Source organism: Pantoea sp. B623 (assembly GCF_024814475.1).
GTDB classification, from domain to species: domain Bacteria; phylum Pseudomonadota; class Gammaproteobacteria; order Enterobacterales; family Enterobacteriaceae; genus Pantoea; species Pantoea ananatis.
Genome location: NZ_JANUXM010000004.1, coordinates 4541569 through 4562907 on the forward strand (window position 1 = coordinate 4541569; position 21339 = coordinate 4562907).

General features: G+C 54.0%; 22 protein-coding genes and 1 pseudogene. 12 read left to right on the forward strand and 11 right to left on the reverse strand.

The window, feature by feature from the left end; all coding sequences use genetic code 11:
• Positions 1-43: 43 nt before the first annotated feature.
• The gene (gene htpX / locus NXS97_RS22945; protein ID WP_013026033.1) at positions 44-925 is read left to right on the forward strand and encodes a protease HtpX; all 882 of its coding nucleotides are present in this window, start codon (positions 44-46) and stop codon (positions 923-925) included.
• Between the two features lie 48 nt (positions 926-973).
• On the opposite strand, the gene NXS97_RS22950 is transcribed toward htpX, so the two are convergent.
• The gene (locus tag NXS97_RS22950) at positions 974-2335 is read right to left on the reverse strand and encodes an MFS transporter (protein ID WP_013026032.1); all 1362 of its coding nucleotides are present in this window, start codon (positions 2333-2335) and stop codon (positions 974-976) included.
• A gap of 185 nt (positions 2336-2520) precedes the next feature.
• Between NXS97_RS22950 and kdgR the strand changes: the two genes are divergently transcribed.
• Complete coding sequence (gene kdgR / locus NXS97_RS22955) at positions 2521-3315, forward strand: DNA-binding transcriptional regulator KdgR (RefSeq protein WP_013026031.1); 795 nt, start codon at positions 2521-2523, stop codon at positions 3313-3315.
• Between the two features lie 30 nt (positions 3316-3345).
• Here kdgR and NXS97_RS22960 read toward each other — a convergent pair whose 3' ends face one another.
• Complete coding sequence (locus NXS97_RS22960; protein WP_013026030.1) at positions 3346-3582, reverse strand: YobH family protein; 237 nt, start codon at positions 3580-3582, stop codon at positions 3346-3348.
• Between the two features lie 221 nt (positions 3583-3803).
• Between NXS97_RS22960 and NXS97_RS22965 the strand changes: the two genes are divergently transcribed.
• The 5 genes and pseudogenes from NXS97_RS22965 (at position 3804) to rlmA (ending at position 6940) form a co-directional block, all read left to right on the forward strand.
• Positions 3804-4076, forward strand: coding sequence for a YebO family protein (locus tag NXS97_RS22965; protein ID WP_033765958.1), 273 nt, complete (start codon positions 3804-3806; stop codon positions 4074-4076).
• Positions 4077-4094: 18 nt separating this feature from the next.
• Complete coding sequence (locus NXS97_RS22970) at positions 4095-5099, forward strand: MBL fold metallo-hydrolase (RefSeq protein ID WP_072138808.1); 1005 nt, start codon at positions 4095-4097, stop codon at positions 5097-5099.
• Positions 5100-5627: 528 nt separating this feature from the next.
• A pseudogene (locus tag NXS97_RS22975) lies at positions 5628-5746 on the forward strand (DUF2627 domain-containing protein).
• A 37-nt stretch (positions 5747-5783) separates the two neighbouring features.
• Positions 5784-5993, forward strand: a complete 210-nt coding sequence (gene cspE / locus NXS97_RS22980) for a transcription antiterminator/RNA stability regulator CspE (protein ID WP_001062678.1) — start codon at positions 5784-5786, stop codon at positions 5991-5993.
• Between the two features lie 137 nt (positions 5994-6130).
• A complete protein-coding gene (rlmA, locus tag NXS97_RS22985; RefSeq protein ID WP_145031169.1) occupies positions 6131-6940 on the forward strand; it encodes a 23S rRNA (guanine(745)-N(1))-methyltransferase in 810 nt (269 codons plus the stop codon).
• Here the strand turns inward: rlmA and NXS97_RS22990 are convergent.
• From NXS97_RS22990 to manX, 4 genes are all read right to left on the reverse strand, one after another.
• Positions 6937-7395: a DUF986 family protein gene (locus tag NXS97_RS22990; RefSeq protein WP_014593854.1), complete on the reverse strand. Its 459-nt coding sequence runs from the start codon at positions 7393-7395 to the stop codon at positions 6937-6939. The genes rlmA and NXS97_RS22990 overlap by 4 nt on opposite strands.
• 89 nt (positions 7396-7484) lie before the next feature.
• Positions 7485-8330, reverse strand: a complete 846-nt coding sequence (locus NXS97_RS22995) for a PTS mannose transporter subunit IID (RefSeq protein ID WP_013026024.1) — start codon at positions 8328-8330, stop codon at positions 7485-7487.
• Positions 8331-8345: 15 nt separating this feature from the next.
• On the reverse strand, positions 8346-9146 hold the full coding sequence (locus NXS97_RS23000) for a PTS mannose/fructose/sorbose transporter subunit IIC (RefSeq protein ID WP_026020938.1): 801 nt from the start codon (positions 9144-9146) through the stop codon (positions 8346-8348).
• Positions 9147-9190: 44 nt separating this feature from the next.
• On the reverse strand, positions 9191-10165 hold the full coding sequence (gene manX / locus NXS97_RS23005; RefSeq protein WP_014605701.1) for a PTS mannose transporter subunit IIAB: 975 nt from the start codon (positions 10163-10165) through the stop codon (positions 9191-9193).
• 501 nt (positions 10166-10666) lie between these two features.
• Here manX and NXS97_RS23010 point away from each other — a divergent pair.
• Positions 10667-12235: a TerC family protein gene (locus NXS97_RS23010; protein WP_022623238.1), complete on the forward strand. Its 1569-nt coding sequence runs from the start codon at positions 10667-10669 to the stop codon at positions 12233-12235.
• A gap of 81 nt (positions 12236-12316) precedes the next feature.
• Here NXS97_RS23010 and NXS97_RS23015 read toward each other — a convergent pair whose 3' ends face one another.
• From NXS97_RS23015 to pabB, 4 genes are all read right to left on the reverse strand, one after another.
• Positions 12317-13879: an EAL domain-containing protein gene (locus NXS97_RS23015; RefSeq protein WP_042676956.1), complete on the reverse strand. Its 1563-nt coding sequence runs from the start codon at positions 13877-13879 to the stop codon at positions 12317-12319.
• Positions 13880-14092: 213 nt separating this feature from the next.
• Positions 14093-15457: an L-serine ammonia-lyase gene (locus NXS97_RS23020; RefSeq protein WP_014593850.1), complete on the reverse strand. Its 1365-nt coding sequence runs from the start codon at positions 15455-15457 to the stop codon at positions 14093-14095.
• Positions 15458-15643: 186 nt separating this feature from the next.
• Positions 15644-16207 (reverse strand): CoA pyrophosphatase, encoded by a 564-nt coding sequence (locus NXS97_RS23025; protein WP_013026018.1) that lies wholly within the window; start codon positions 16205-16207, stop codon positions 15644-15646.
• The gene (pabB, locus tag NXS97_RS23030; RefSeq protein WP_019105118.1) at positions 16208-17566 is read right to left on the reverse strand and encodes an aminodeoxychorismate synthase component 1; all 1359 of its coding nucleotides are present in this window, start codon (positions 17564-17566) and stop codon (positions 16208-16210) included.
• Between the two features lie 109 nt (positions 17567-17675).
• On the opposite strand from pabB, the gene NXS97_RS23035 reads away from it, so the two are divergent.
• Positions 17676-17861: a YoaH family protein gene (locus tag NXS97_RS23035; protein ID WP_013026016.1), complete on the forward strand. Its 186-nt coding sequence runs from the start codon at positions 17676-17678 to the stop codon at positions 17859-17861.
• Between the two features lie 15 nt (positions 17862-17876).
• On the opposite strand, the gene NXS97_RS23040 is transcribed toward NXS97_RS23035, so the two are convergent.
• On the reverse strand, positions 17877-18221 hold the full coding sequence (locus tag NXS97_RS23040; RefSeq protein WP_014605705.1) for a RidA family protein: 345 nt from the start codon (positions 18219-18221) through the stop codon (positions 17877-17879).
• Between the two features lie 152 nt (positions 18222-18373).
• Between NXS97_RS23040 and NXS97_RS23045 the strand changes: the two genes are divergently transcribed.
• The 3 genes from NXS97_RS23045 (at position 18374) to tsaB (ending at position 21308) form a co-directional block, all read left to right on the forward strand.
• Positions 18374-18541, forward strand: coding sequence for a hypothetical protein (locus NXS97_RS23045; RefSeq protein WP_013026014.1), 168 nt, complete (start codon positions 18374-18376; stop codon positions 18539-18541).
• Positions 18542-18653: 112 nt separating this feature from the next.
• Positions 18654-20564, forward strand: a complete 1911-nt coding sequence (locus tag NXS97_RS23050) for an ATP-dependent DNA helicase (RefSeq protein WP_014605706.1) — start codon at positions 18654-18656, stop codon at positions 20562-20564.
• Positions 20565-20609: 45 nt separating this feature from the next.
• Complete coding sequence (tsaB, locus tag NXS97_RS23055) at positions 20610-21308, forward strand: tRNA (adenosine(37)-N6)-threonylcarbamoyltransferase complex dimerization subunit type 1 TsaB (RefSeq protein WP_015700197.1); 699 nt, start codon at positions 20610-20612, stop codon at positions 21306-21308.
• The last annotated feature ends 31 nt before the right edge of the window (positions 21309-21339 follow it).

Below are 21339 nucleotides of genomic sequence, written 5' to 3' on the forward strand. Positions count from 1 at the left end.
ATCCGCGCATGAGCGCATGAACTACTGAGGAAGATTAACCGTTATGATGCGTATTGCTCTTTTCCTGCTGACCAACCTGGCTGTGATGTTGGTATTCGGGCTGATTCTCAGCCTGACAGGAATCCAGTCAAGCAGTGTTCAGGGCCTGATGATAATGGCAGGCTTGTTTGGCTTCGGCGGTGCGTTTGTCTCACTGCTGATGTCGAAGTGGATGGCGCTACGTTCAGTTGGCGGTGAAGTGATTGAGCAACCGCGCAACGAAACTGAGCGCTGGTTAATTGACACGATTGGCCGACAGGCACAGCAGGTCGGTATTGCTATGCCCCAGGTCGCTATCTATCACGCGCCGGATATCAACGCGTTTGCAACCGGTGCGCGCCGTAATGCCTCGCTGGTGGCGGTTTCTACTGGCCTGCTACAAAACATGAGTCGTGATGAAGCTGAGGCGGTGCTGGCGCACGAGGTGGCGCACATTGCGAATGGCGACATGATCACCATGACGCTGATTCAGGGTGTGGTGAACACCTTTGTTATCTTTGTGTCGCGTATCCTGGCACAGATTGCGGCGGGCTTTATGTCCGGCAACCGTGATGGCGAGGAGAGCAGCAACGGAAATCCGCTGGTCTACTTTGCTGTCTCGATGGTGCTTGAACTGGTATTCGGTATTCTGGCCAGCATCATCACAATGTGGTTTTCACGTCATCGTGAATTCCATGCCGATGCCGGCTCGGCCAAACTGGTGGGGCGCGAAAAAATGATTGCGGCTTTGCAGCGTCTGAAAACCAGCTATGAGCCGCAGGAACCCAGCAGCATGATGGCGTTTTGTATTAACGGAAAAGGAAAATCATTTAGCGAACTCTTTATGTCGCATCCACCGTTAGATAAACGAATCGAAGCGCTGCGCAGCGGTGAATACCTGAAGTAACCCTCACGAAAAAGGCGACGGCAACGTCGCCTTTTTTTATCGCTGAACTCAGGCTTTCATTCGTGACAGGCTGAGAAGGGCGGCGACGGTAGAGAATCCTCCCGCTAATAACAGCGAGGCATGGGTTCCGCCATTTCCCATCAGATTGAACATCAGCGCGACCAGCGCCGCGCCGCTGCTCTGGCCCAGTAATCGCGCCGTGCCTAACATACCGCTGGCACCGCCGCTGCGGTTGCGCGGCGCAGCAGTGACGATTGTATGGTTGTTTGGCGACTGAAACAGGCCAAAACCGGCTCCGCACAGCATCATGCGCCAGATAATATCCATGTCGTCAGGTTGGGCAGGCAGCCGGGCCAGCAGGAACAGCCCGCTGGCAAACAGTGCCAGACCAATGCCGCCGAGCAGACCGGCATGGACCCGCTCAATCAGGCGGCCCGCAATGGGTGAAAGCAGCATGGTAGCAAGAGGCCAGGGCGTCAGCAGCAGGCCTGTTGCGACTTCATCGCGACCCAGTACGCTTTGCAGATAAAAAGGCAGAGAGACCATCGCCAGCATTTGTGCACAGAAAGAGCAGACGGAAGTGCAGATCGACAGTGCGAAAATGGGAATACGCAGCAAGTCAACCGGCAGCAGCGGCACCTCCATCCTTAACTGACGACGGATAAAGAAATAACCGACCAGGATGATCACCACAATTTCGCTGGCGATCAGCCAGTGGGGCTGTCCCTGCGCAAATCCCCCCAGAGCCGAAATCAACAGCCCGAAAAAAAGCGCATTCATCACCGCACTGGTGATATCGAACTTCTGGGTTTTTGCCCGTTGTGGGTTATCGGGCAGATAACGCAACGCCAACCAGAGTGTCACTGCACCCAGCGGCAGGTTAATCAGAAATAACCAACGCCAGCTGGCAACAGAAAGAATGGCTGCCGCGACGGTGGGACCGGCAGCGGTTGAGATCGCCACCAGCAGTGCATTGATGGCAATGCCCCGACCCAGATAGCGAGGAGGATAGATAATGCGTATCAGCGCTGTATTAACGCTCATGACCGCAGCACCGCCAAGCCCCTGCAAGACACGCGCAACGGTCAGCATCGTCAGCGTGGATGACAGCGCGCAGAACACCGATGTCGCGGCAAAGACCACCAGGCCGAACTGATAAACGCGGCGGTATCCAACGATATCGCCTAAAAAGGACAGCGACAGCAGTGAAGCCACAATCGCGATCTGATAGGCGTTAATGACCCAGACCGACTGGGCCGGGCTGGCCTGCAGCTCACGTGAAATGGTTGGGAGAGCCACATTGGCAATTGAGCCGTCTAACACCGCCATGATGAGGCCAATGGCGATTGTCAGAATAGCCCAGTACCGTTGTGGCACAGGAAGTCCGCCGTCAGAAGAAGAGAGTGACATAGAGGCTAATATTAAAGAGTGTGAATATCATCATGCTAATCAATTGGCGGACAAAATGCACCGCGCCGGAATGAAAAATATATTTTACAGATGTTACAGACCTTGAAAGTTTGCCGGAGCGAGGCGCCGCAATCTATACTGCAACCCCGTTCCGTTTTTTTTGAAACACGTATTCAAGGTGAGCAATGGTTCCTGATTCAAAGGACAAACAACCTGATTCTGTCTCTTCGGTGCAAAAGGTGTTTGGCATTTTGCAGGCCTTAAGCGAAGAGCGCGATCACGGCATTACCGAACTGGCTCAGCGGCTGATGATGTCTAAAAGCACCGTTTACCGTTTCCTGCAAACCATGAAATCACTGGGCTATGTCGCCCAGGAAGGGGAAAGCGAAAAATACTCACTGACGTTAAAACTGTTTGAGGTGGGATCGAAAGCGCTGCAGAACATTGACCTGATCCGCAGTGCCGATGTGCAGATGCGTGAACTGTCCCGGTTAACCAAAGAAACGATCCATCTGGGCGCGCTGGACGAGGACAGTATTGTCTATGTCCATAAGATCGATTCGCTGTATAACCTGCGCATGTCGTCACGTATTGGCCGCCGCAATCCGCTGCACTCAACCGCGCTGGGTAAAGTGTTACTGGCGTGGCGCAGTCGGGAAGACATTAACGACATTTTGCAGCGGATAACCTTTACCATTAATACCGCGAATACGCTTTCTGACGCCGGCGCGCTTATTGACGTCCTGAGTCAGGTCAGGAAGCAGGGTTATGGTGAGGATAATGAAGAGCAGGAAGAGGGCGTTTGCTGCATCGCCGTGCCCATTTTCGATCGTTTCGGCGTGGCCGTCGCGGGGCTGAGTATCTCTTTTCCTACGCTGCGCTTCCCGGCATCGAACAAGCACACTTACGTGGCAATGCTGCATGAGGCGGGACGCCGTCTTTCCGCTGAGCTTGGTTACCACGATTACCCTTTAAACTGAAAAAGCGGGCCGTGGCCCGCTTCAGTGCGATCAGTTATCAATCACGTCGCCACTCTTTTTCAACAGCGGGCAGTCGGTAACGCCCACGACGCCGCTGTCGGTGTGCAGATATTGTGCCGTGATCATGCCCCGTGCGGTCAGGTAGTTACACTTCAGGCCCAGACCTGCGGCATTCTTGTTACTTCCGGCCAGCACGCCATATCCGGTAAACAGCATGGCCAGCCAGATGATTCCCACAACAACAATTGCCCGAATGAACAGTTTCATTGTATCTCCTTATGATACCCAACGCAGTGTTCCAGTGACTGCTGCTTAACATGATGTACAGGGGCAGCATGCCTCGCTTTTAAAAGGGATGCGATCAGAGATAACTGAAAGAAGCAGATTGATACACATCATTTACGTCACCATTATCTTTTACTGCGCCACAGGGTAGAATGGCGGGTCGTCCCCTTTATTGTGATTTCACCTGGTATCTTGAGGCAGTTATGAATGAGTTAGCCGCTAATGCGGGTCCTGTGGTCAGCTTTGGCGTGATGGGAATCGTGCTGATTGTGGCATTGATGCTATGGTTCTATGTTAACCGCGCCAGCGTTCGGGCAAATGAACAGATTGCGTTGCTGGCGTCACTGTTAGAAGAGCAAAAGAAACAAAACGCGCTGCTTAAGCGGCTGATCGAGAAGCAAACGGGTGCCGCCGAGCAAAAAGCGGAAGAGCAGGCGGAAAGCAATGATTTTATTCGCCTGATCCCGGAACGTTAAATCCTGCATGGAGGCCGGATGGCCTGGAAAAATCCCTGGTATGACAGCAGTAAACCCCATCATACGCCGGAGGGGTTTCGCAACCCTGAACCTGATATGCGCCAACAGGGTGACCTGAAGCGCTGGCGTAAGGAACGTAAAGCGCAGGGATTACCGCATCCGCCTCAGCAGGGCTATGATGGTTTTAGGGCGCAGTGGTGGCAACCCGTCGACCTGAGCGGTGACGACGATCGCATCTGGTGGCTGGGCCATGCTGCGCTGCTGTTGCGGCTGAATCAACGCTATATTCTGATTGACCCCGCACTTTCCCGGCGGGCATCGCCATTGCCGTTTCTGGGGCCGGAACGCAAAACCCCTTCGCCGCTGACGATCGACCAGTTGCCACATCTGGATTACGTGTTGATCTCCCACAGCCATTACGATCATCTGGATAAGCCGACCATCAAGCAGATCGTACGCCACTTTCCAGAGGCGGTTTTTGTGGTTCCGCTGGGTCTGGCAGACTGGTGTCACCGCCGTGGCGTGAAGCAGGTGCATCAGCTTGACTGGTGGCAGCAGAAAGCCTTCGAGGGTATTCAGTTTCATGCGGTTCCGGCCCGCCACTGGAGTATGCGCACGTTAACTGACCGCAACCGGTCATTGTGGTGCGGCTGGGTCATCCACACCGCGTCGCTGCGCTTTTGGTTCTCGGGGGACAGTGGCTACACTGAAAACCTTCATGCAATTGCCGCGCGTCTCGGGCCGTTTAATCTTGCCGCGCTGCCCGTCGGTGCCTATGAACCCCGCTGGTTTATGGCGGGGCAACATATGGATCCTCAACAGGCGGTGTCGCTCTGGCATGCAATAGGGCAGCCTCTCACGATCCCTGTTCACTGGGGCGTCTTTGAACTTGCTGATGAATCGCTGGATGCGCCCCCGGCAGAATTGCTGCGGGTCTTACAACAACGTGGGGAAGCAAGCAGGCATTTTACGCCCTGGCAGATAGGCGAGAGCCGCAGCCTGAGCTATATCGACCAGGCGTAGTCCGAGGTAATAACCTTTCCTTCTGACGCCACGGGATTCTGGCTGAAATCAATATTCCTTCACGGCCCCCGGCAGGCGTAATTCAAAAAACGCCTGCATGCAAGCTGTAAGTGATTGCGTTAACGCTCAACTTATGATTTTACTGGAAATAAAATTTATATTTGTACGAAATAGAATTTATTGTACAAGCCTGCTGCAATAGTTTACCCGCGCTTCACTTATCGGCTCCTTTATTTGGTGCAACTTTGCCATATTAGTGCAATGTTATTTTTTTAATGTTATCCCTCTGGCTGGACGGCCGAGACGGCGTCAGATATCACCCTGTCTGGGCAGAAAAGCATTATATTATAGGGTTGTTGTGACTATTAGTGGCGTTCAGTACACAGGCTTATGTACCAGAAAGTACATTCTCTGGGAGCTGTCTTGCAAATATGTGAAAAGCGCCGACCGTGTTTATAAAAATGGCTTGCCATTATTTAGCGGATATGTGATAACAATTCGTGGGTTAAACGAGGTACAGTTCTGTTTATGTATGGCATCTTCAGTAAAGAAGTTACGAGTAAAGACGTTGACGTTGAATACCGCTTCCTTGCCGAACTTTAATCAGTGCCTCATTCAGTAATGTCTCTGTTTTATCTGTAGGTTAGCCTCCGGGCAAAATAAACACTTTAAGGAATTAGTAAAATGGCAAAGATTAAAGGTCAGGTTAAGTGGTTCAACGAGTCTAAAGGCTTCGGTTTTATCACTCCAGCTGACGGTAGCAAAGATGTATTCGTACACTTCTCTGCTATTCAGGGCAACGGCTTCAAAACGCTGGCCGAAGGCCAAAACGTTGAGTTCGAAATTCAGGACGGTCAGAAAGGCCCAGCAGCGGTTAACGTTACTGCTATCTGATTTCGCCTCAGACGGGTGCCATGCACCACAGTCTCAGATATTAAAGCCTTGGCCAACTGGCCGAGGCTTTTTTTACGCTTTCGCTATTGTTTCCCGTCAAGTACACTTCCGCGCGTTAATCTTTGCCGGAGCGCCTGATGTCTTTGAACTGCCCACTTTGTCACTTCCCCCTGACCCTGACTGACCGCAGCTGGCGCTGTGAAAATCGCCATCAGTTCGATCAGGCGAAAGAGGGCTACGTCAATTTGCTGCCCGTTCAACATAAAGGTTCACGTGAACCGGGCGACAGTGCAGACATGATGCAGGCGCGACGTGCGTTTCTGCAGGCCGGTCACTACCAGCCTTTGCGGGACAACGTGGTTGCTGTCCTTAACCAGCATCTGAACCAACCGGCTGCGCAGATTCTGGATATCGGCTGTGGAGAAGGGTACTACACGGGCGCACTGGCCAGCGAGCTCGCGCCTGAGGGCCAGGTTTATGGTCTGGATGTGGCGAAGATGGCCGTCAGGCTGGCGGCAAAGCGTTACGCCCAGGTTTTATTTTGCGTGGCATCAAGCCACCGCCTGCCGTTTGGTGATGCTTCGCTGGATGCGGTGGTCCGCATTTATGCGCCCTGTAACGAGACTGAGCTCAGCCGGGTCATTAAACCGGGAGGCTTTTTACTCACGGTCACGCCCGGGCCTCATCATCTTCAGCAGCTTAAGGCGCTGATATACCGCGACGTTCAACTCCACGCCTCGGAAGAGAAAAGCTACCAGGGATTTCGTCAACTCGCCCAGCATCGTTTAACGTATCCAATGGCGTTGAGCGGGCAGGCTGCCACCACCTTGTTGCAGATGACGCCCTTTGCCTGGCGCGCGCGACCTGATGTGTGGCAGAGCTTAGCGGAACGTACACAGTTTCCCTGCGACGCAGACTTTATGATCACCCTGTGGCAACGCGATTAGCGTGCCTCTACCAGGGTCTGGTAAATGCGTTCCAGATCGTCAAGCTGTTGCACGGCGATAAGCAACCGCCGCTGCTCAAGCTGCATCACCAAAATACCGTCCTCGGAAAGATTGATGCTCTGTATCTGTGGATACGTTGTCCATCTGCCGGCATAAAACAGCCCCTGACTTTTCATCAGCAATTTGGGGCGGCGCACCCAGAAAAGCCAGAACGATAAAAAGCACAGCACCATCAAAAGCGTGGTCGTGAGTTTCGGCCCCTGATGGGTCAGATTGTTCCACAACAGAATGAGCAGTAAGCCAATAAAAATGAGGCTGTCTGCTTTGTGTTGGCGTTGGAGCGGGACACGTAAAAGCGCAGGGCCATGACGACGTGGCAGCACGGCTTCAACGTAAATAGCCAATAACAGAAGGGCAGCGATGCAGAGGGCGATGACGATGTCGGTCAATGACATTCTTCTTCCTTTACTGATTAAAGCCGGGCGTGAGTCACGCGACCACAATCTGAAAACATCGGGAGCCGCGGCTCCCGATGTGATGCCGGTTACAGCCCGAGCAAACCAATCCAGTAGCCAAAAATACCGATAGCAAAAAAGCCCACAATGATCCACAGGGCATTGACCTTACGGCGCAGCAGCCACATACAGGCGAAGGTCAGCAGGAGCGGTACGATCCCCGGCATCAGCTGATCCAGAATCGACTGCACGGTTGTCACCGTGGTTTTTCCGGTTTGATCGGTGATGCGTGAAACCACCAACGGAATGTTGACGTGCGTCCACTTATTGACCAGCGCCCCCATGACAAACAGGCCGAGTATGGATGCCCCCTCGGTCAGTTTTTGCAGGAAGCCACCGCCCATATCGCTGACGATATCAATCCCCTTACGGTAACCATAAGCGACGCCGTAATAACGGGTTAACAGACGCGCCAGGTTAAACAGGATAAAGAACAGCAGCGGACCGAGCAGACTGCCGCTCATTGCAATCCCCGCGCCTAATGCCGCAAACACGGGACGAACGGTTCCCCAGAAAATCGGGTCACCAACGCCAGCCAGCGGGCCCATCAGGCCCACTTTGATGCCGTTGATGGCACCGTCATCAATCGCGGCACCGTTGGCGCGCTGCTCTTCCATTGCCATCGTCACGCCCAGCACAGGCGCGGCGACGTAAGGATGTGTATTAAAAAACTCCAGATGGCGTTTGATCGCCTGCTTACGATCGTCATTGTTTTCAGGATAAAGACGGCGAATGACCGGCACCATTGAGAAACAGAACCCCAGCGCCTGCATACGTTCAAAGTTCCAGGAGCCCTGAAAGAGGTTTGAGCGTAAAAACACAGCGCGTACGTCACCCGGCGTCAGTTTCTTTTCGACTTTTGTTATATCAACCATGTTGTCACCTGTTCCTTAATCGAGTTCGTTGTCGAGGTCGTTAGCTGACGGTGATGCCGCAGGCGCACCGGCTGCGCGGTTATATTTCGGGCTGAGCTGGATATAGAGCACCGCCATCACCACGCCAATCACGCCCAGTGCCACCAGGTTAAAGCTGGTAAACGCGGCAGTAACGAAACCCAGATAGAAGAACGGCATCAGGTAGCCTGCGCGCATCATGTTAATAACCATGGCATAACCCACCACCACGATCATGCCACCCGCGATGTTCAGGCCGTTGGTGACCACCTCCGGAATAGAGCTGAGCAGGGAGTGAACCGCATCCGTTCCTACCGAGATAGCCACAATCAGCGCCGGAATCGCGATGCGCATGGCCTGAAGCAGTAAGGCGGAAACGTGGATCCATGAGATGGCCGTGAGGTTGCCTTTCTCCGCCGCTTTGTCAGCGGCATGCTGGAAGGCTACGGTCAGCGTACGCACGATGATAGTCAGCACCTGACCGGCTGCCGCCAGCGGAATAGCCAGGGCGATACCGGCACCGACGCTCTGTCCACCGGCAATCACCAGAATGGTGGAGATAATCGAGGCCAGCGCAGCGTCCGGGGCAACCGCAGCACCGATGTTCATCCAGCCCAGCGCAATCATCTCCAGCGTACCGCCGATGATGATGCCCGTTTTCATATCCCCCAGCACAATGCCAATCAGCGTACAGGCGACTAACGGACGGTGAAACTGGAACTCATCCAGGATCGAACCCATCCCGGCAATACAGGCGATGATAAAGATTAATACAATTTGAAGTGTGGTTATTTCCATCATACTGCTTGTCCTCTACAGGATAGAAAAAGACGGCTGGCGCGTTATGCGCTCACCTTTGCCACCAGATCCATCATTTTTAGTTTTGGATCGCCCGAAACTTTACGCACCTCAAGTTCGATGTTGCGCGCGTTAAGCTGGCGAAATGCGGCGATATCTTTTTCATCGACCGAGACGGCATTGTTGACCTGGGTTTTACCCTGGCGAAAAGCCATGCCGCCAATGTTAACGCTCTTGATATCAACCCCTTGCTCAACAATCCGCAGGACATCCGTCGGGTTGGTAAACAGCAGCATGACCCGATCCCGGGCATATTTGGGGTTATTCCAGACGCGCACCATCTTATCGACGCCCACCACATGCGCGGTGACGCCCGGTGGTGCCACCTGGGTTAACAGCGTTTTGCGCACGTTGTCGTTGGCCACTTCGTCGCTGACAACGATGATGCGGCTGACGTTGGTTTCCTTGGTCCAGCGTGTAGCGACCTGCCCATGAATCAGGCGGTCGTCGATGCGCGCCAGGCAAATATTCATATGGTCGTCGGGGGTGAGAGGGCGACTGGCATGCGGGGCGCTGGCCGGGGCGGAGGGCGAGGCGGCAACCGCTGCGGGTTTTTCTTCAGGTTGTGCTTTTAAGGCTCTGACGCCTTCGCGACCGGTTTCTACCGCAATGGCCACCAGTTCGTCAAAAGAGGGGTTATCATCCCGCGCCATCAGGGTTTCCACCAACATGGGAATGTTTACCCCGGCGACCACCTCATAATGTGTTTTATCAACGACCAGCCGGCTGGCTGCATTGAAAGGGCTGCCGCCCCAGGTATCAACCAGAAAAAGCACGCCCTGTGAGGTGTCCAGTTCTGTCAGTCTTGCCTGATATTTCTCAATCAGCGTGTCCGCGTTTTCTCCCGGGACAAAATCAATCCATCCCACATTTTCCTGTTCGCCTAAAAGCATCTCTGCCGTTTTTAGCAGCTGCTCCGCTGCCCAGCCGTGTGTACCAATTACAAGAGCAATGGTCACGTGCTACCTCCGTTCGCTTGTTAGTTCCTCAGAACCTGAGGAACCGTTAAGAATTATCGCGTTAACAATATCCAAATCTTGTTAATGTGATTTAACCTGACTTCAACATTGCAGGGATAACTAACTCACTACGTGATGCCGGATTTATTTTAGTGTCCGAAAAAATAAATTTTGTGACATTGGTTGGTTATTTGCAGCATGAAAGAGGGAAGTTGAGTTTTTATGTCACTCAATGCCGTCTGGCGAAAATGTAAAAACAGGAAAATTTTTTGACCTCGTGGTACGAACTGATACATTAGCGATCTGTTTATTATTCAGGAGTAGCGGGCAGCAGCCCACCCTTATGGATCGTCACCGACGTTGCTTAACCTTGTCTTTGCGCTCTTCAGCGCGCCAATTTACGCCAGACCGCGTTTTCTCTGCTTTTCCGGGCTTCTCTCTGTCACGTCCTTCGACGCGGGCATGCGTTAGCGTAATCACATCCTTTTTCTGGAGTCACTAATGGAATTTCTGTTCGACCCCTCAATTTGGGCGGGATTGCTCACGCTCATCGTGCTGGAAATCGTACTCGGCATTGATAACCTGGTCTTTATTGCCATTCTTGCGGATAAGTTGCCTCCTAAGCAGCGTGATAAAGCGCGGTTAATTGGTCTTTCTCTGGCACTGGTGATGCGCCTGGGGCTGTTGTCACTTATCTCCTGGATGGTAACCCTGACGCGCCCTCTGTTCAGCGTGGGGGATTTTAGCTTTGCCGGACGCGATCTGATTTTGCTGGCGGGCGGGATATTCCTGTTGTTTAAGGCCACCATGGAACTGCATGAGCGGCTGGAAAACCGTCAGCTGGAAAACAGCGGTAACCGTAGCTACGCCAGCTTTTGGGCGGTGGTGACCCAGATTGTCATACTGGATGCGGTCTTCTCACTGGATGCCGTGATAACTGCGGTAGGGATGGTGAATAACCTGCCGGTCATGATGACTGCGGTCGTGATTGCGATGCTGGTGATGCTGCTGGCTTCCAAGCCGCTAACCAAATTCGTTAACGCGCATCCTACTGTTGTGGTGCTGTGTCTGAGTTTCCTGTTGATGATCGGCCTGTCACTGGTGGCTGAAGGCTTTGGCTTTCATATTCCGAAAGGCTATCTGTATGCGGCGATTGGTTTCTCGATTCTTATCGAGTTGTTCAATCAGATTGCCCGTCGCAACTTCATTCGTCATCAGTCCCATCGTCCGATGCGTGAGCGCACCGCCGAGGCCATTCTGCGGTTGATGGGGGGACGTAACCGGGTGCAGAGCGCACCTGCGAGCACTGAAGAGCAGGCGATTGCCGTCGCGATGCCGCAGGAAGCGTTTAAAGATGAAGAGCGCTACATGATTAACGGCGTACTGACGCTGGCGTCACGTTCCATCCGCAGCATTATGACACCGCGCGGCGATATCTCGTGGGTGGATGCCAACCGTCCTGTGGATGAAATTCGTATTCAACTTCTGGATACGCCGCACAGCCTGTTCCCGGTGTGTCGGGGGGAACTGGATGAGATCATCGGCGTGGTCAGAGCCAAAGAGCTGCTGGTGGCGCTGGATCACGGCGTTGACGTCGCGACCTTTGCCGCCAGCACACCGACGATTATTGTGCCGGAAACGCTTGACCCGATTAACCTGCTCGGCGTGCTGCGTCGTGCCAAAGGTAGCTTCGTGATTGTGACTAACGAGTTTGGTGTGGTGCAGGGCTTAATTACGCCGCTGGACGTGCTGGAAGCGATTGCCGGTGAATTCCCGGATGAAGATGAAACGCCGGATATCATCATGGATGGCGACGGCTGGTTAGTAAAAGGCGGCACTGACCTGCATTCTCTGCAGCAGCTTCTGGACTTCCATGAGCTGGTGAAGCCGGAGGAAGATCATGCTTCGCTGGCTGGCTTGTTGATTGCGCAAAAAGGGCAGTTACCTAAGCCCGGCGACGTGATCGATATCGAACCGCTGCACTTCCAGATTATTGACGCGACGGAGTACCGCATTGATCTGGTCCGGGTAACAAAAGATCAGCGTGACGACGACGAAGAAGAAGGTTAAGGCCACACCTGAAGATAAAACGCATCACGGAGTGATGCGTTTTTTTTGCGCGGAATAACGCGATGGCACACTTTTATCGCATTACAGGCCGAGGGTAAGCTGGTGCTGACGCAACCATTCCGGGAAGTCCTCCAGCGGCATGGGGCGGGCAAAGTAATAGCCCTGTAAATGTTCCACGCCCCGATCCCTCAGATAGTGGGCCTGTTCCTCGGTTTCAACGCCTTCCGCAACCAGACTGATGTTCAGGCGCTGTGCCAGAGAAATCACCATATCCGTCACGATGGCGTTGATGGCATCTGTGCCAATTGACGCGGTAAAAATTTTATCCAGCTTTAACACGTCCGGCTGCAAATCTTTCAGGTAGGACAACGAGCTGTGCCCGGTGCCGAAATCATCAATCGCCAGACGCACCCCAATGTCGTGCAGTTGAGAAATTACGGCCTGATCGACGACGGGCAGCGCATCACGTTCGGTTAATTCAACAACCAGCGTGGGAACGGGCTCGGCGGGCCACCAAAGCGTTTGCAGGTCTTCCAGAATGGCGCGGTCGCGGAAGTGGCTGGCAGCCACGTTAATGGCAATGTGAAAATGAGGGCTATGCGGAAGGTCGGGTAAGGCTTCGACAACGCGGTTCAGTACAAAGCGGGTTAACGGCTTAATCAGGTTCTGACGCTCAACAAGAGGGATAAAGACGTCAGGCGGAATCCAGCCCTGCCGAGGATTGTGCCAACGCAACAGTAGCTCAATGCCTTCACACTCAGACGTACGGGCATTGATCAACGGCTGGCAGTAAACCATAAACTCCCTGGCCGTAATGCCGTAACTAATCTGCCAGCTCAGACTCATACGATTGGCGGTCGCCAGCCAGACCACGTAGCCAATCAGTAAACTCAGCATCAGCGCCAGCGGCAACTGCGAGGGTAAAGATTCCAGCGCCAGGCGGGAAGGTGACGGACCATAGAGCGTCACGGTGTAAGGATAACGCAGTGAGGCCTCGGTATAGGTGACTTCATCTTCAGAAGGCTGCGTGGACTCAATCAACGGATTACCGTATTCCAGGCTTTTACCGTTGACGTTAAAAATGGCCCGTTCAACCCAGGGCGCCTGCGGCTCCAGCAGGTAGCTGCTCATTAATTCAATATTAATGGCCTGAAGAATGCCAGAACGATTATCCAGCGTCGTTGGCGTCCACAGTAATAAAACGGGTGAACCTTTAAGCAGATACTCATCCGTGGATAACACCATGCGCCGATCGTTAAGGGCCAGTTCGGGGTAGGTCTGACTAAATGAGATGTCCCGGGTGCCAAAAATACTGGAACAGTAGAGCGTGTCCCCATCGACCAACAGAACAGCGCGCACCGTTTGTAGTGACGAAATCTTTTCAATTAATGGAAAACGGGCATCCTGGCAGGGCATACCCACCAAGCCCAGCATGTTGTTCGCTGAGACGTCGAGAGGTGAAAACATGCGATCGAAACGCGTGATCGCCGTGTCGGCAAAGCTGATTGCTCGCTTTTGAATACGTGATTTTTCTTCAAAATAGCGAAAAGCCAGCGTTAATGTAAGAACAATCGAAGCAATCACCAGCGCAATAAGCAATCGCTTACGTCTGTATTGTCCACCATATTGCTGGGCCATGAACATCAAGAATCACCTTCCCAAAACCAGAAAATAGATATAGCTGGGTTGTTATCGGCACGGCCCGAAGCAAATTTAGGACCTGAGCGTAAAATGAAAGGTCATAAAAAAAGGAGAGCGACCCGAAGGTCGCTTTAACATTGTTAATATTTATAGCAGGCAGGGCTGACTAATGCACTGGTTAAAAAGCAGAAAGTTAGAAACAAATCTCAAAAAATATTAGTCACACTGAACTTTTATCGCCAGTCCGCCGCGGGAGGTCTCGCGATATTTGGCATTCATGTCTTTTCCTGTCTCGTACATGGTTTCAATGACCTTATCCAGCGAAACGCGCGGCTCGCTGGTGCGGCGCAGGGCCATACGTGCAGCGTTGATGGCCTTCACGGAGGCAATGGCATTGCGTTCAATGCAGGGCACCTGGACCTGACCCGCCACGGGATCGCAGGTCAGACCCAGATTGTGCTCCATGCCGATCTCCGCAGCGACACAGACCTGCTCTGGGCTGGCACCTAACAGTTCCGCCAGACCCGCTGCAGCCATAGAACAGGCAACGCCCACTTCGCCCTGACAGCCCACTTCGGCACCGGAGATAGAGGCATTCATTTTATAAAGAATGCCGATCGCGCCGGAGGCGAGAAAATAGCGAATAAAGATATCGGGCGTCACCGGTTCGATAAAGTGGTCGTAGTAGGCCAGCACGGCTGGCACGATGCCGCAGGCACCGTTGGTTGGTGCGGTGACCACACGCCCCCCGGCGGCATTCTCTTCATTTACCGCCAGGGCAAACATGTTAATCCAGTCAATGACGACCATGGGATCGTTAGAGTGCTTGGCAGAGGAGATCAGCAGGCGGCGCAGTGACGCGGCGCGGCGCGGCACGCGCAAGGGACCGGGCAGCACGCCTTCGGTATTCAGGCCGCGATCGATACAGGCCTGCATGGTTTGCCAGATTGTTGCGAAATAGGCGTTAATGTCGTCACGTGAATGCAGTGCCAGTTCATTTTTCATCACCAGCCCTGACAGGGAAAGCCCGGTTTCACGGCAGTGCGACAACAACTCTTTTGCCGAGTGGAAAGGCCAGGGAACCGAAACTTCATCCAGCGCAGACTGACCAAAATGCTCTTCATCGACAATGAAGCCGCCGCCAACGGAGTAATAGGTTTTTGACAACACCAGCAGATCGCCCGAAAACGCCAGCAGGCGCAGGCCATTTTCATGCAGAGAAAGGTTCTCGCTGCGGAAGACCATGCCGCCTTCGCGAGGAAAATCGACTTCATGCGCGCCTTTCGCAACCAGCAGACGTTCCCGCTGCTGCACGTCTTTGATAAAGGCAGGAATGGAATCAATGTCTACGCTGTCAGGTGACTCACCCGCCAGGCCCATGATGATAGCGATATCGGTATGGTGACCTTTACCGGTCAATGACAGGGAACCATAGACATCGACGGCGATGCGTGTCACCTCATGCAGTTTGCCCTGTTCAGACAACAGATCCACAAACTGCTTACCCGCTTTCATCGGACCGACCGTATGAGAACTGGATGGGCCAATGCCCACTTTAAACATGTCAAAAACCGAAATCATGGGTGACACTCCTCACAAAAAAAACTTACCCTGCCGTGGCAGTTTATGGCGCTAATAGTAAACGGCGAAGCAGGATGAACGCGCTGCTTTTCGCATGAAATAAACTAATTAAAACCACGAAAAAAAATTATAGTGTGAGATCGCGCGGAAGCCCGTAAACAGGGTTAAAAATGAAAGCTGCGTCAACTAAAACGCAATTTGCTGACTCAGTGAACGAATAATGCCTGCTGTCATGCCCCAGACCAGGTAATCCTGATAGCGCGACAGCCACACAGGATGGCGAATACCGGCGCGGTAGTAGTCAAGCTCTGCGTAGCGGCTGAGGCGCAACGCTTCGGTCAGGGGCATTTCAAAAGTACTCACCACTTCATCGGGGTTAATGCGCAGCGCGAGGCGGTCCGGGATGATGCCTAACACAGGCGTGACCTGAAATCCTGTGCTGCTGGTCACCGCAGGCAGGCAGCCCAAAACCTCCACCTGAGCGGGTGAAATACCCACCTCTTCCTGCGCTTCCCGCAAAGCGGTAGCGACCAGCGAACCATCTTCGGGGTCCTGCATGCCACCGGGAAAGGCCACCTGACCGGCGTGCTTACGCAGCCCGTGTGAACGCTGGGTCAGCAGAAGACCGGGCTGCTGACGTGCAACAATGGGAATTAACACCGCCGCATGGCGCCCAGAAAGCGGCTGCGTAGGTTGCTGAGGGGGCTGCAGCAGAAAGCGGGTGCGGAAATCCGCCAGCGTCAACGCCATTCAGGCCCCTTTTTCCAGCGCGGGCAAAATGCGGCTGACCTTATCCAGGGTTTCCTGATATTCCGATTCCAGCTCGCTGTCGGCCACTAAACCGCCGCCAGCCGAACAGTAGAGGTGATGATCTTCGGCAATCAACGTACGAATCGTAATACTGGTGTCCATACGACCACATACACTCAGATATCCGATGCTGCCACACCAGGCGTTACGGCGTTGCGGTTCCAGTTCATCGATAATTTCCATTGCACGAATTTTCGGCGCACCCGTAATCGAACCGCCGGGAAAGCAGGCGCGTAACAGATCGCAGGCCTGCAGATTTTCGGGCAGCGTGGCGCGAACGGTGCTGACCAGATGATGCACGGCCGGAAAGGGTTCCACCACAAACAGTTCGGGTACGCTTACGGAACCGGCCACGGCGACCCGGCCTATATCATTACGCAGCAGATCGACAATCATCAGATTCTCTGCCCGGTCTTTGGCGGACGTCCGCAGACTTTCGGCCTGGGCGGCGTCCCGCAGCGGATCGCTGTCACGCGGGCGCGTACCTTTAATCGGGCGGGTCGTAATGACGTGTTGATCCAGCGCCATAAAGCGCTCGGGGGAAAGGCTGAGAATGGCGCTCTCCGGCAGGCGTAAAAAAGCGCTGAAAGGCGCGCGATTAGCCTGATTCAGCAAGCAGAACGCACGCCATTCGTCACCCTGATAACCGGCCTTGAAGCGCTGTGACAGGTTGACCTGATAGCAGTCACCCGCCTGGATATAGGCCTGGACCTTGCGAAAACGTTCCGCGTAGTCATCAACGCTGAGGTTAGCGGACCATTCGCTGGTCAGTGAAAACGGCGCGCTTTCACGTGTGGGCCAGCCTTCCAGCCAACTGAGCCGCTGCGCAACATCCTCTACAGCAACCAGGGTCAATGTCTGACGATGATGATCGGCAATTAACGCCCAGTTGTAAATGCCCACCGCCATATCCGGCGTCTGCAGATCGGCGGTGGCGATCTGAGGTAACTGCTCAAAGCGCCGTCCCAGGTCATAGCCAAACAGCCCCAGCGCGCCGCCCACAAAGGGTAAATCCGGATGGCGTGTTGGGGAGATGCCCAACGCGTTGCAGTAGTGCTGCACGAGAGAGAGAGGATCGTCCTCACTGTTTTCATGGCCATGTGCATGGCGAATTTCTGTTATCCTGCCACGCGTCGTCAGTGTGGTAAGGGGATCGGCGGTCAGGATATCAAAACGGTTATCGCTGTGATCGGCGTGCCCTGACGACAGCAGCATCGCCCATGGCAGATGCGCAATACGGGAAAAATAGTGCGTAAGGGCGTCAGGAGAATAACGTAGGTTATGAGTTTGAACGTTCATTGAGCACAAAATCTGACATCAGAAATGCCGTTAGACTGACATATTTTTTCCTGACTGGCACCTGTTTGTTCCCCATGAAATAATGGCAGCCCTAAAGCAGGAGTGAAACATGATTACAGGATTACCCGCACTTTCACACGACCAGCAGCAACGCGCGGTAGAACGCATTCAACAGTTAATGGCAGAGGGCATGTCCAGCGGCGAGGCGATAACCCTGGTGGCGCAGGAAATTCGTGAAAGTCACACCGGAGAACTGATTCGGGCGCGCTTCGAAGATGAAGACGACGAAGGCTGACGCCCGGAACCGGGGTTAACGCGCGGCGATAATTTTTATTTCGACTTTATACTTCGGATTCATTAAGGCTGCCTGAACCGTGCAGCGCACCGGGGCATTGCCGGGTGAAACCCAGGCGTCCCAGGCGCGGTTCATTGCCGCAAAATCAGCTTTATCGACCAGAAAAATGGTGGCATCCAGGATTTTGCTTTTGTCACTGCCCACGCGTGTAAGCAGGGCGTCAATCACCGCCAGCGCATTGGCGGTTTGCGCTTCGGCATCCGCATCAAGGTTTTCAGGCACGCTGGTATAATAAATCGTGTCGTTATGAACAACCGCTTCGGACATACGATGTTCGGGATCAATGCGCGTAATGCTCATCATCTTCTCCTTATTTTTTTGGACGCTTAGCCTGACATATTCCCGATGCCATTGTCATCCATTGCAAACGCCTGCGGGCGTCGGTCGCGCATCGTGGCCGGAAAAATGGTATAAAACGTCGCTTATCAGTTCAGGACTCCTAGGAAGAAGGCATGGCGAATACGCAATATCTGTTTTGGGTGATGTTTGGCGCACTGGCGCTGCTGTCTGTAGTGGTGTCAACTTTTGTGGGCATGTCGCGTACGGCCAGACAGGGGTTTATCACGCTGGCGGTTTTATGGGTGATCCTGGCGGCGGGTGCGCTTTATATCAGTCATTAGCGGCATTCCCTGCATCCAGCTAGCATAATGGAGACGCCCGCGTCAGCAATTTCCTTAAGGCGGGAAAGACTGACATAATATACAGTGTTTTTTGCCGGAATTGAGAGGATACGTGGCAGACGATTTTGCATCAGATGGCGCGCTGGCAAAGCGTATTACGGGGTTCAAACCGCGTGAAGCACAGCGTGAAATGGCCCAGGCTGTCACCGAGGCCGTGCAGAGCAGCGGTGAGCTGGTTGTTGAAGCGGGCACGGGGACGGGCAAGACCTATGCCTACCTGGCACCGGCGTTACGCGCCAATAAAAAAGTGATTGTGTCCACGGGCTCAAAAGCCCTGCAGGATCAGCTTTATGCTCGCGATTTGCCCACCATCGCTAACGCGCTAAAATTTACCGGTAAAACGGCGCTGCTTAAAGGGCGATCTAACTACCTGTGCCTGGAGCGGATGGATCAGCAGTCTGCCACCGGCGGCGATCTGAGCGTTCAGTCGCTTACCGACCTGGTGACGCTGCGCGCCTGGGCCTCACACACCGTCGACGGCGATATCAGCGCCTGTGCAGACGTGACGGAAGACAGTCCGATATGGCCGCTGGTGACCAGTACCAATGACAACTGTCTGGGAAGCGATTGCCCGCAGTATAAAGCGTGTTTTGTCGTCAAAGCGCGCAAGAAAGCTATGGATGCCGATGTCGTCGTCGTCAATCATCATCTTTTTCTTGCCGATCTGGTGGTGAAAGAGGGGGGCTTCGGTGAGCTGATCCCTGAAGCGGACGTCATGATTTTTGATGAAGCCCATCAGTTACCGGATATCGCCAGCCAGTATTTCGGTCAGCAGATCTCCAGCCGTCAGTTAGCCGATCTGGCGAAAGACATCATTATTGCCTATCGCACCGAAGTGCGTGACGTTCAGCAACTGCAAAAATCGGCCGACAGGCTGGCTCAGTGCGCTCAGGATTTTCGGCTGGCGCTGGGCGAACCCGGCTATCGCGGAAATCTGCGGGACTTGCTCAGTGATAACAACATCATGCGCATGTTCACGCTGCTCGATGATGCCCTGGAACTGTGCTATGACGTCATTAAACTCTCACTCGGGCGTTCTGCGCTGCTTGATGCGGCCTTTGAACGCGCAGCGCTTTACCGTACGCGACTGAAGCGCATACGATCCATCAGCGAACCGGGATTCAGTTACTGGTATGAATGCACATCGCGTCACTTTGTGCTGGCGCTAACGCCGTTATCCGTGGCCGAACGCTTCCGGGAAATGATGGATGACCGCAAAGCGGCATGGATTTTCACCTCAGCGACCCTGGCCGTCGATGAAAAGATGGACCATTTTGCCGATCGGTTAGGCGTGAGCAAGGCGAAGAGTTTGATTCTCAGTAGCCCGTTTGACTACTCACAGCAGGCATTACTGTGCGTTCCACGCAATCTGCCGGAACCGAATCGTCCCGGTGGCGCACGCCAGCTGGCTAAAATGATGAAACCCTTGATCGATGCAAATAAAGGCCGCTGCTTCTTCTTATGTACCTCACATCTGATGATGCGTGAGCTGGCGGCCGAGTTCCGCGCCTCCATGACGTTGCCTGTGTTGGTGCAGGGCGAAACCAGTAAAGGGCAACTGCTGAAACAGTTTATCGAAAAGGGCAATGCTCTGCTGGTGGCTACCAGCAGCTTCTGGGAAGGGGTGGACGTACGTGGCGATGCGCTCTCGCTGGTCATCATCGACAAGCTGCCGTTTACCTCACCGGAGGATCCGCTGTTAAAAGCCCGCATGGAAGACTGCCGTTTGCGGGGAGGCGATCCCTTCAGTGACGTGCAACTGCCCGACGCCGTGATTACGTTGAAACAGGGCGTTGGCCGTTTGATTCGCGATACTGACGATCGTGGCGTGCTGGTGATTTGCGACCAGCGTCTGGTATCCCGGCCTTATGGCGCGCTGTTTCTTAACAGCCTGCCGCCCACTCCACGCACGCGGGATATCGCGCAGGCTATTGCCTTTATTCGTCAGCAACCTGACGCGTAATTTTATGCTAAGATGCGCGCCGTTTTTGAATCCTCTGAGGTCGTTATGTCGGTCCGAATTTTAGCGCTGGATACAGCGACAGAAGCCTGTTCTGCAGCCCTGCTCAACGGGCAGCAGATTGATGCGCGCTTTGAGATCGCGCCGCGCGATCACACCCAACGAATTTTACCCTTAGTGGCAGAACTGCTGCAGTCTCAGCAGTTGGAACTAACACAACTTGATGCGCTGGCATTTGGCCGCGGTCCGGGCAGCTTCACCGGCGTGCGTATTGGTATCGGGATCGCTCAGGGGCTGGCACTGGGCGCGGCGTTGCCCATGGCGGGGATCTCTACGCTGGCCACGCTGGCGCAGGGTGCCTGGCGGCTGCACGGTGCCACGCGGGTATTAACCGCGATAGATGCCCGTATGGGCGAAGTCTACTGGGCCGAGTATCAGCGTGATGAGCAGGGTCACTGGCAGGGTGAAGCGAGCGAGAGCGTACTGTCGCCCGCCGCGGCCTTGACGCGGATGCAGGCGCTGGAGGGCGAATGGTTTACTGCCGGAACCGGCTGGCAGGCCTGGCCAGATCTGCAGCAGGGCCATGCCCTTCAGCTGGTTAACAGCCATGTGGAACTGCCTGCGGCAGAAGATATGTTGCCCTTGGCCGTCGCCGCTTTGCAGCAGGGCGCGACGGTATTGCCTGAGAACGCAGAACCCACCTATCTGAGAAACGAGGTGGCCTGGAAAAAACTGCCTGGACGCTGAAACGTGACGCAACTTATTGTTATCGGAGCAC

Excerpts from the sequence above, each read along its gene's own strand:
- htpX (WP_013026033.1), top strand. The coding sequence starts at position 44 with ATGATGCGTATTGCTCTTTTCCTGCTGACCAACCTGGCTGTGATGTTG.
- NXS97_RS22950 (WP_013026032.1), bottom strand. The coding sequence starts at position 2,335 with ATGTCACTCTCTTCTTCTGACGGCGGACTTCCTGTGCCACAACGGTAC.
- kdgR (WP_013026031.1), top strand. The coding sequence starts at position 2,521 with ATGGTTCCTGATTCAAAGGACAAACAACCTGATTCTGTCTCTTCGGTG.
- NXS97_RS22960 (WP_013026030.1), bottom strand. The coding sequence starts at position 3,582 with ATGAAACTGTTCATTCGGGCAATTGTTGTTGTGGGAATCATCTGGCTG.
- NXS97_RS22965 (WP_033765958.1), top strand. The coding sequence starts at position 3,804 with ATGAATGAGTTAGCCGCTAATGCGGGTCCTGTGGTCAGCTTTGGCGTG.
- NXS97_RS22970 (WP_072138808.1), top strand. The coding sequence starts at position 4,095 with ATGGCCTGGAAAAATCCCTGGTATGACAGCAGTAAACCCCATCATACG.
- cspE (WP_001062678.1), top strand. The coding sequence starts at position 5,784 with ATGGCAAAGATTAAAGGTCAGGTTAAGTGGTTCAACGAGTCTAAAGGC.
- rlmA (WP_145031169.1), top strand. The coding sequence starts at position 6,131 with ATGTCTTTGAACTGCCCACTTTGTCACTTCCCCCTGACCCTGACTGAC.
- NXS97_RS22990 (WP_014593854.1), bottom strand. The coding sequence starts at position 7,395 with ATGTCATTGACCGACATCGTCATCGCCCTCTGCATCGCTGCCCTTCTG.
- NXS97_RS22995 (WP_013026024.1), bottom strand. The coding sequence starts at position 8,330 with ATGGTTGATATAACAAAAGTCGAAAAGAAACTGACGCCGGGTGACGTA.
- NXS97_RS23000 (WP_026020938.1), bottom strand. The coding sequence starts at position 9,146 with ATGGAAATAACCACACTTCAAATTGTATTAATCTTTATCATCGCCTGT.
- NXS97_RS23010 (WP_022623238.1), top strand. The coding sequence starts at position 10,667 with ATGGAATTTCTGTTCGACCCCTCAATTTGGGCGGGATTGCTCACGCTC.
- NXS97_RS23015 (WP_042676956.1), bottom strand. The coding sequence starts at position 13,879 with ATGTTCATGGCCCAGCAATATGGTGGACAATACAGACGTAAGCGATTG.
- NXS97_RS23020 (WP_014593850.1), bottom strand. The coding sequence starts at position 15,457 with ATGATTTCGGTTTTTGACATGTTTAAAGTGGGCATTGGCCCATCCAGT.
- NXS97_RS23025 (WP_013026018.1), bottom strand. The coding sequence starts at position 16,207 with ATGGCGTTGACGCTGGCGGATTTCCGCACCCGCTTTCTGCTGCAGCCC.
- pabB (WP_019105118.1), bottom strand. The coding sequence starts at position 17,566 with ATGAACGTTCAAACTCATAACCTACGTTATTCTCCTGACGCCCTTACG.
- NXS97_RS23035 (WP_013026016.1), top strand. The coding sequence starts at position 17,676 with ATGATTACAGGATTACCCGCACTTTCACACGACCAGCAGCAACGCGCG.
- NXS97_RS23040 (WP_014605705.1), bottom strand. The coding sequence starts at position 18,221 with ATGAGCATTACGCGCATTGATCCCGAACATCGTATGTCCGAAGCGGTT.
- NXS97_RS23045 (WP_013026014.1), top strand. The coding sequence starts at position 18,374 with ATGGCGAATACGCAATATCTGTTTTGGGTGATGTTTGGCGCACTGGCG.
- tsaB (WP_015700197.1), top strand. The coding sequence starts at position 20,610 with ATGTCGGTCCGAATTTTAGCGCTGGATACAGCGACAGAAGCCTGTTCT.